Source organism: Psychrobium sp. 1_MG-2023 (genome assembly GCF_030689115.1).
Taxonomy (GTDB): Bacteria; Pseudomonadota; Gammaproteobacteria; order Enterobacterales; family Psychrobiaceae; genus Psychrobium.
Genome location: NZ_JAUYVJ010000052.1, coordinates 1 through 9430, shown reverse-complemented (window position 1 = coordinate 9430; position 9430 = coordinate 1). Strand labels below are relative to the sequence as shown.

The window sequence follows — 9430 nt, the reverse complement described above, 5'->3', positions numbered from 1 at the left end:
CTGAATTAAATACTTTCAGGATGACAGATTGTGGGAGCCTGAGAAAGACACCTCGGCACGACAATATGTGACAACCCCACTCCGTCGTTCCGGCATGCTCTTAGCCGGAATCTCGATTTTTCGGTAACAGACAAGTGGCACTAAACAGCCATCACTATTAGAGAGCGCTAAAAAATCACACTAAATGGCAGTTTACCGACGTTTTAAATATGGTAATTTATCGCCTATCATCAACCAATAGAGCGAATGGAACTCGTGCCACATACATTCTATAACCGACATGCCGATATACTGGCTGCGCAATACCTATCAAAATCATTTGAAGAGGTGCATCACGCTTGGTTGCATGTGTTAGATCCCTTGTTAGAAAAGCGCAATATTAATGTGTTAGACATTGGGGCAGGCGCGGGGCGTGACAGTGCTTACCTTGCAAAGCAAGGTAAAAATAATGGCTTGCACGTTACCGCCGTTGAACCTGCAAAACTATTAGCAAGTATCGGCCAACAACAAACCTTGGGCTTAAGTGTTGATTGGTTAGAAGACTCTTTACCTCTCCTTAATGTAGTCTCACAACAGGATCGACGCTATGACCTTATCTTACTCAGCGCCGTTTGGATGCATGTCCCTGAGGCTGAGCGAGCACAAGCCTTAGTTCAACTCGTTAACCTGCTTAAACCTGGTGGTAAGTTAGTGATTACACTTCGTCATGGTGCAAGCAATGACGAACGCGTCATGCATCAAGTTTGTGCTAATGAATTAGCACAGCTAGCCAAAGATATAGACTTGTTCACGGTACTTGTTACCGAAAAAGATGTCGATAAGCTAGGCCGCGCTGAGATTTATTGGCAAACGGTTATTTTGCAGCTGGCGGTGGGGTAGGTTGATGAGATCAAGGGGTAATCACGTCAACAAAGCGCGCAAATGTTCTCATCGTGTCATCAGCATATTGATCGCTATAATTTTGATTGTTTGCTTTTAAAACATACTGACCATCAGCCCCCTTTCTGATTACACGCAGTAAATATTCACTATCTCCTGTACTATCTTGGCGCTCTATTGCCATAGTTAAGTTAGAGATACTACCAGCACTGATGGGGGTGACCCATTCTAGCAATAATAAGTCGCCATCTAAGATAGGGCGTGACCCACCATTCATCGAGTTTCCTACCGCTGGTGCAACAAAGTGTGTTTTAGATGTGATATTGCCATAGCTCCTTGGCACTTCGATAGTTTCTTTTTGCTCACTTGAGCCTGCTTTGAAGTGTCCACAGGCTATGCTTAATTTTGGATAGAATGGTAATGAGGTCACATTGTTAGATTCTAACATTGATTTCTTATAAGACTTTTTAATTGCTAATCTTGTTTGGATATATTTCGCCAATCGATAATCAACCAATTCTTGGACTAGTTCATGAAGTATAGCCTTATCTTGCTCTGCTACATCTACAGTAGGGATAAATAGCTCGTCTTTAATCGAAAACCAAGTAGGTGATTTATTTTTGTTCTCTTTTGTAAAAGCGTTGATTGGATTAGCTTTCCAATATTGATGCCATCCCTTACTTGTAGCTGTTAGCGTGAGCTTTTTTTCCGGTAACTCAGCCATTTTTAAATCTGGTCTTCTATCGAGTACATACCAACTTCTTTCAGCTAACTCTGCGATTGTTGGTGGTGTTATAAAACCGTCAAGCTCTAAAAAGGCTTCTAATAAAATAGGCTTGAAGCATTTGGACATAGCAGTCGCTTCAATTGCACCAAAAAGAAAGTCGCTATACTTATCAATGATAGCAATATGTGGGTGTTGCTCTGCCAGTTCGCTACGCACTAACTCGTACCAACTGCCGTGTTTTTTTCGAATTTTTTTAAAATCGTAATTACATTGGAAATACTCTGTTGCTGTGGGGCGATGTCCTAATTGTTGTTGTAATGAGCGAAACTCTTCCTTTACGGTGTTTCCTAATTGTTGATGTAAAGTCTCCCAGAATTGAATAAGCTCGGGGTCGAAATTAAGGTGGCAGTTATCAGGAAGGTCTGGTTCATTGAGTTTAGATATAAGGCCTTTAGTGGATGAGCTTTGACCTAGTAGTGCTGATGGCTTATTAAGAAATGACTGATGATTTCCAATAAAATCAATCACAACTAGCTTTTCTTTTTGAGTTTGTTTTGATGTTCGCAGGCCACGCCCTAATTGCTGTAAAAATAATATTTTTGACTGAGTTGGACGGATCATCAAAATGGTATCTATTGCAGGTAAGTCGGTTCCTTCATTAAATAGATCGACAGAAAAGATAATATCGATCTCCCCTAACTCTAATTGGGTGAGTGCGTCGTTTCTTTGGGTTGATGAGCCACTATAAGCCGCAACAGCGTTATATCCCAAAGAGTTAAACTTCTTAGCCATATAGTCTGCATGTTGTTTTGAAATACAAAAAGCAAGAGTTCTTGATTGCTTTAGCTTTAGCCAATGTTGATGAATATGTTTAGCTCGTTTTATTGTTGCGAAAGCGTTATTCAAGCTGGTGGGGTCGAATTGGCCGTTCCGCCAAGGAATTTCTTGATAATCAACAAACTCGTCATAAATACCATGATATTCAAAGGGGACTAAAATATTGGCTTCGATACCATGTACTAAGTTTCGTTCAAAGACCAAGTTATTATCAACTAAAGAAAGAATATCAGCCTGATCACTACGTTCAGGGGTTGCTGTTAAGCCTAATAAAAATTTAGGTTGGAAATAGGCTAACAGTTCTCGGTAAGTAGAGGCGCTAGCATGATGAAATTCATCTACGATAATATAATCAAAATCTAAAGGAGAAAATTTTTCTAGGTGAACTGATTTACCGATGGTTTGAATTGATGCGAATAAATAATTAGCTGTCCTATCTACATTAGTGCTGTTGTATAACCCTGTGATGGCATCTGTTATTAGCGTGGCAAATGTGCGTTGTGCTTGTATTAAAATCTCTTCTCTATGAGCGACAAATAACACTCGTTTAGCATTAAATTGCATCACGTCAAATGCCGATAGCCAAGTTTTTCCCATACCTGTTGCTAATACCACCAAGCCACGCTTGAAGCCTTGCTGGCGGGTTTTGTTAAGAGCTGTTAAAGTTTGTTGTTGAATCTCATTGGGTACGCACGGCTCTTGCTGCTCAGGATGAAAAGAATCGTCAACTAATACAGTTTTAGGTTGTGTAATTAGCTTATTAAACCGCAACTCATACTCAGCAATCCATTGATGAGTTAGAGGTATTGATTGGCTGTGTTGTTCTATAGCCTTAAAACAATTACGAATGTGACTGAACTCTTTATCATCATTTAAATGTTCAAAAGGTGAATAGTCATACCGTAAGCACCACTCCGTTGCGTGGGTTAGTGCTGATTTACTAATGTTATTAGAGCCGATAAAAGCACAACCAGTTGCTATTTTATCGTTTTGGTTACGGACAAATATATAGCTTTTCATATGAAAGCTTTCATGGGGCTTACACTGAAAAATTTTTACAGTTGCTTGGTGACTCTGCAATACCATCAAGGTTTTAAGTGCTATAGGGGAAGTGATACAAAGATAGTCAGAGGTTATGATTTTTACAGACGCCCCACGTGCTAATGCATCCTCTAGAGCCGCTTCTAATAGTTTAATGCCTGAAGGTTGAATAAAAGATACCGCGATTTCAATTTCATCTGCGTTATTGATCGCTCGCTTTAGTTTTGGCAAAAGAGGGTCATTTTTCCCCCCACTAGTCAGCTTAAAACCATCGTATAGTAATGCTTGAGTTGTCATTATATTCCTTTGACTAAAATTGCGATAAGCCACTGCTCTTGATTCCTGCTTGAACGTTGGTCATTTGTTAGCCATACCTTTTGAATGGTTAGTGGTGTTGCTTGAATAAAAGTCTGCAGCCTTTCTTGATTAGCATTTACAAATAATCGATGGTTACGAACTATATCGTTAGTGCCGTATTTAAATGAGCAGTAAAGAACCCCTGAGCTCTTTAATAAATTAGAAAAGCGTTGAAAAACATTGGGTAGTTCTTGACTAGGAACGTGTAATAAAGAGGCACAGGCCCATATAGCGTCAAACTTTTTATCAGAGGAAAAGTTTTGAAAATATGCCACTTGCACAGGTTGACTTATCAGCTTTTCAGTTGACTTTGCTAATTCACGACAAGCGTCTATTGCAGTAACCCTATAACCGCTATCGATAAAAAATTTGCTATCACGCCCTGAGCCACAACCAGCATCTAGGATAAGAGCCCTGCAAGGAAGTAAGGGTAAAAAATGTTGATACAAATCACTCATATCGACAGATAATGTGTTTTCTATAAAGCTTGTAGCATTTTGATCATAATATAAGGTACTGTCTTTAACTTCATCCATGGCTTTTAATCCTTAATAAGATTAAATTGATAGTATCATTTTTGCTCGCGAAAATAACACTACTTGATTGATATATAGACTGATTTAATTTTTTAAATCGACAATATTTGAAATGTGATGAATAGGAAATAAAAACTAAGTATAAATAAGAATTGGCTATCAATAGATATTAAAAAACCCCTCAGCAATCTTCCTGGAAATAAGTCAATCGAGAGGGGCCGTGTTATTTAGCATAATAGCGAAGTTAAGCGTATTATCAAGTTCTGACTGTATTTAGTCGAGTGGTGGCAGCGATCACGCGACTTTCACGATTAGATGTAGTGATAAATTATTATAGGTAGTTATCCCCACGTACAACTCGTTGTTCAACTTGATAAGCAATTTGGTTTATTGTGGTGTGAGTTAAATAGTCACTTGGTAATTTAGTAATATATTGGCTTAATTTTTTTAGTGCAAAAATAGGGATAGTTGGCTTTTCTTTGTGTTCTATAAACCAGCCCGGAATTACGAGTAAGGGTTTGGCATTTACCGTCACTCCAGTCGCATTAGATAACCATAACGATGCCCATTTTGCTTGACGCAATGACTGAGCTACAGAATTATTATCGGTCCAAGTTGGGAATTGTAAGGTACTCCCTTTAGTTTGAACTTTAAATTGCTTGTTTTTTGACTTTGTCAGAGGTTTGCTTCGTCCTTTAGTTTCAATACAAAATACTCCTTGAGGGCCGATGGCTAAATGATCGATATTAAAGCCATCACATTGAATATCATGAAAAACGCGATAACCTGACTGCTTTAACTCATTCAATTCATTCGAAACCGCCCATTCAGCTTCAAGTCCTAACTTTAAATATTTACGCAGCCTGAAATTTTTTATGACTTTAAACATGCAATAACTCAAGAAACCAAAGCCAATGAGTATACTCATCCAGTGACTTGGTGCAGCAGTGTTGGTTAACGCTGCTATTCCATAGACGGCTAATGGATAGAGAAAAGCAACTGAACTAAACATAATATATGCAGATAAATTAAAAGAAACATCCATTAATTGCACTAGCAGACTATGTCCTGCAATACGTTGTTCTGCTGCAACATTAAAAGGGGCTGCTTTTTTTCTCTCCGAGAGTTTTTGAATTGACATTACAAAAGCTAAAATAAGTAGCATTGGTGAAATAAATGCGAGTAGTAAATAAACGGAGCTCATTCTCTTCCTTGGTGTTTACGTGATAATCCATTGAATTTTATTATATTTGAATAGAGAGTTTATTTCTATCGACCTAAGTTTTAACAAACGCCAACAACCGATTATTCGCTGGCATTTCATTGTCTGATTGAAGTGTTAAACCATTCTCTTTAGCGAGCTGTTTAATTGCTTCAATATCTCTAATGCCGCTGTTGGCGTCTCTTCCTTTTAACCACAAGTTGAAATCTGCATTGCTTTGGCTAGTGAATTGACCGTTGTAATTAAAAGGGCCGTAAATGCAGAGCGTGCCTTGTTTGCTTAAGTGTGCTCCTGCATGGGTGAAAAAGTTAATGACTAATGGCCAGCTAATGATGTGGAGAGTATTCGCGGTGAAAATGCCATCACTTGGGATTGTTGGCCAAGGGTTAGTTAAATCGAGTTCGATAGGGCGCTTTAAGTTGGCGCTTGGTTGCTCGTCTATCCATTGATTAATACCGCCATGGTTGACAGGGAGTTCGCTGGTTTGCCATTGGAGGTGGGGTAGGTGCTTGGCGAAATGGACAGCGTGTTGTCCTGTCCCTGAGCCGACTTCTAAAACCTGTTTGGTGTTGGCAAATGCAGATGCTAATACGTTAAGTATTGGTTGCTTGTTGTTTTCGCATGCTTGTGAAAAAGGTTTTGTCATGGCTGGCTCGTGGTGGGTTTTCTGATGTTGGTTGGGTTATTGTGCATGATTGTGACTAGTGTTGGAAGTTGGAATTCGGTTCGTGGGAAGTTAGTCGTAAAACGATATTCCGGCTAAAAGCGCGCCGGAACTACATGCTGGCGTGTCGGCGCGGCGTTGAGGGGGCGGAGTAACGCATGGTTGAATTAACTTCTATACTTGAGTGATTGGTTTGGAGGAATGCATGACTTTATTGATTACCTCATTAGTGTTGTTAATGGTGCTGGGCTATTTAGCCCAGACAACGGGGTTATGTTTAGTGCGTGGGGTGAAGGAGACGATTGCAGGGCGTCCGTTGTTTTTGTTGGCTATCTTGTTTAGTGGTAGTTTCTCGTGGCTAGCGATGCTGGTGGCGAAGTGGTATGAAGTGGAATCATCGCTGATAGCCACTTCGGTACATTGGTCGGTGATTGTGGGTGGTGTGCTGTTTGGCTGTGGTGCGGCGTTTAATCAAGGGTGTGGGGTCTCAACGATTAGCAAACTGGCTCGAGGTCAATTGGTGATGATTGCCACCATTGGTGGTTGGTTTATTGGCTGGTTATTACTGACGTTATTTATCAGAGATGCTACTTCCACTAATAGCTTATTACATATTTATTGGGATGATTATTGGCATCACGGCATGTTAATCGCTTTCTCTTTTTTGATGTTGGTTGTTTGTTGGCGGTTAAACACTGAAGATAAAAAAATGTGGCTGAGTATGCTGACAATAGGGCTTATGGCGAGTTTGGTTTTCTTGTATCAAGTTAAATGGGCACCGAGCTCGCTATTAAAAGATCTTAGCAGCGCGATGTTATTTTATATTCCGTTTCCCGAGAATGAACGTTATTTATTACTTGCCTCGCTATTAGTCGGCATGGTGTTGGCGGCAGTAAAAACAAAAGCATTTAAAGTAAACAAAGGGCATGGCTTGGGCTATATTAAACACTTGATTGCTGGTGTGTTAATGGGAGTTGGCGCTGCACTGGCTGGTGGTGGTAATGATAGCCAGTTATTACTGGCCCTTCCTGCGCTGTCGCCTGCGGGGTTGAGCGCTGTGTTGTCGATGTTATTTGGTATTTATGTGGTGCAGCGGGTGTCTCATTTATTAAAAAAAGCCGTTAATGACTGAATGGTTGTTTTCTTCATACATCCCGCTAAGTTTTGAGAGTTTGGCCAATTCCCTTTATACTTTAGTCCTTATTTCTAACCTATAAGAATTATAACGATGAACATTAAATTACCTTTAGCGTTATTGTCAGTTGCTGTATTGGCAGCCTGTGGCGATAACAAAGCACCCGAAGCCGATGCTACGGCGGTTGCTAAAGCCGTCGCTAATACCCCTGCAGATATTGCCGCTAGCTATGACAGTATTAATACAGAACAGCTGATTGAGCACGTAAAAGTACTAGCGTCAGACGAGTTTGCTGGTCGTGCACCATCAAGCCTCGGTGAAAAATTAACACTTGAATACCTAACTAAAGAATTTGAAGCGGTTGGCTTTAAACCAGGTAATGGCGACAGTTTCTTGCAAGAAGTGCCATTGGTATCATTAGAAGCATCTACTGATATGGCACTGTCAATTGGCGGTAAAGATTACCAATACGGCCCTGATATGGTGATGAGCAGTAGCCGAATTACCGAGCTTAGTGAGCTAAAAGAGTCTGAGTTAGTGTTTGTTGGTTACGGTGTCAATGCGCCTGAATACAACTGGAACGATTACGAAGGTATTGACGTTAAAGGTAAAACGGTTGTTATTTTAGTTAACGATCCGGGCTTTGCGACACAAGATCCTGCGCTATTTACCGGTAACGCGATGACGTATTACGGTCGCTGGACGTATAAATATGAAGAGGCGAGTCGTCAGGGTGCTGAAGGTGCAATCATTGTTCATGAAACAGCGCCAGCCTCTTATGGCTGGGATGTGGTGAAAAACTCGTGGTCTGGCCCTCAGTTTGGCTTCCAACGCGACGACTTAAATAAAGATCGTGTCGCTGTTGAAGGCTGGGTTAATGTTGATGTTGCAACAGAACTATTTGCTAAAGCGGGTTTAGACTTTGCGACAGCAAAAGCTAACGCTGCAAAGGGCAGCTATAACGTTGATATGGGCGACTTAACGGCTTCTGTGACGGTTAAAAACACCATTAAGCACTCAGTTTCAAATAACTTTATTGCGACCTTACCGGGTACGGAAAATCCTGATGAGCACATCATCTATACGGCGCATTGGGACCACCTAGGCACTGATATTACTAAACAAGGCGATCAGGTTTATAACGGTGCACGTGATAACGCAACTGGTACAGGCGCATTAATCGAAGTAGCTGAAGCGTTTTCTAAATTGCCTCAAAAGCCAAAGCGTTCAATTACTTTCTTAGCGGTGACAGCTGAAGAACAAGGCCTATTAGGTTCTAAGTTCTATGCGGCTAACCCTGTGATCCCAGCAGCGAAAACCGTTGCTAACATCAACATGGATGCATTAAACGTTAATGGTAAGAGTAAAGATGTTGCTGTTTACGGCTTAGGTCAATCACAGCTTGACGATTACTTAACGGTTGCAGCGAAGAAGCAAGATCGCGTGATTTCTGGTGACCCATCTCCAGCAGCAGGCATCTACTACCGCTCAGATCACTTCGCTTTCGCGAACATCGGTATTCCTGCGCTTTATGCTAAAGGCGGCGCACAAGCTGCTGATGAAGCGACGGCCGCATTACGCGCTAAGTTAGACCCTATCTTAAAAAGCTGTTATCACGGTTTATGTGATGAATACAGCACGGAGTGGGACTTAACCGGTGCCGTTGAAGACATGCAATTATTCTTCGAAGTGGGTTATAAGCTATCAAATGATGGTGCATGGCCGCAATGGAGTAAAACGTCTGAATTTAAGCGTTAATTTCGTTTTTATTGAGTAAAAAATCGAAGCCCTGCATTGTGATGATGCGGGGCTTTTTTGTGTAAAGCGAGATTCCGGCTAAAAGCCTGCCGGAACGACGGAGTGGGGGTTGTCACAACCTGCATACTGGCATGTTTATTCGGACCTCACAGCCTGTCGTTCTGAAAATGTTTAATTCAAGAACACACAGCCTGTCATCCTGAAAATGTTTAATTCAGGAACACACAGCCTGTCATCCTGAAAGTGTTTAATTCAGGATCTTTGTTTTGGTGTT

General features: G+C 40.9%; 7 protein-coding genes. 3 read left to right on the top strand and 4 right to left on the bottom strand.

The window, feature by feature from the left end; genetic code table 11:
* Positions 1–246 precede the first annotated feature (246 nt).
* Complete coding sequence (locus Q8W26_RS17380) at positions 247–879, top strand: bifunctional 2-polyprenyl-6-hydroxyphenol methylase/3-demethylubiquinol 3-O-methyltransferase UbiG (RefSeq protein WP_153071534.1); 633 nt, start codon at positions 247–249, stop codon at positions 877–879.
* Between the two features lie 10 nt (positions 880–889).
* Here Q8W26_RS17380 and Q8W26_RS17375 read toward each other — a convergent pair whose 3' ends face one another.
* From Q8W26_RS17375 to Q8W26_RS17360, 4 genes are all read right to left on the bottom strand, one after another.
* Complete coding sequence (locus tag Q8W26_RS17375; RefSeq protein WP_101215605.1) at positions 890–3781, bottom strand: DEAD/DEAH box helicase family protein; 2892 nt, start codon at positions 3779–3781, stop codon at positions 890–892.
* Positions 3781–4377, bottom strand: a complete 597-nt coding sequence (locus Q8W26_RS17370) for a bifunctional 2-polyprenyl-6-hydroxyphenol methylase/3-demethylubiquinol 3-O-methyltransferase UbiG (protein WP_101215604.1) — start codon at positions 4375–4377, stop codon at positions 3781–3783. Before Q8W26_RS17370 ends, Q8W26_RS17375 begins: the two co-directional genes overlap by 1 nt.
* A 331-nt stretch (positions 4378–4708) precedes the next feature.
* Positions 4709–5581 carry a nuclease-related domain-containing protein gene (locus Q8W26_RS17365; protein ID WP_101215603.1) on the bottom strand — a complete coding sequence of 291 codons (873 nt, stop codon included), beginning with the start codon at positions 5579–5581 and terminating at the stop codon, positions 4709–4711.
* Between the two features lie 73 nt (positions 5582–5654).
* Complete coding sequence (locus Q8W26_RS17360) at positions 5655–6245, bottom strand: DUF938 domain-containing protein (RefSeq protein ID WP_101215602.1); 591 nt, start codon at positions 6243–6245, stop codon at positions 5655–5657.
* Between the two features lie 223 nt (positions 6246–6468).
* Between Q8W26_RS17360 and Q8W26_RS17355 the strand changes: the two genes are divergently transcribed.
* Together Q8W26_RS17355 and Q8W26_RS17350 are read left to right on the top strand one after the other, a co-directional pair.
* A complete protein-coding gene (locus Q8W26_RS17355) occupies positions 6469–7395 on the top strand; it encodes a YeeE/YedE thiosulfate transporter family protein (protein ID WP_101215601.1) in 927 nt (308 codons plus the stop codon).
* Between the two features lie 96 nt (positions 7396–7491).
* Positions 7492–9156: a M28 family metallopeptidase gene (locus Q8W26_RS17350; protein WP_101215600.1), complete on the top strand. Its 1665-nt coding sequence runs from the start codon at positions 7492–7494 to the stop codon at positions 9154–9156.
* Positions 9157–9430 lie beyond the last annotated feature (274 nt).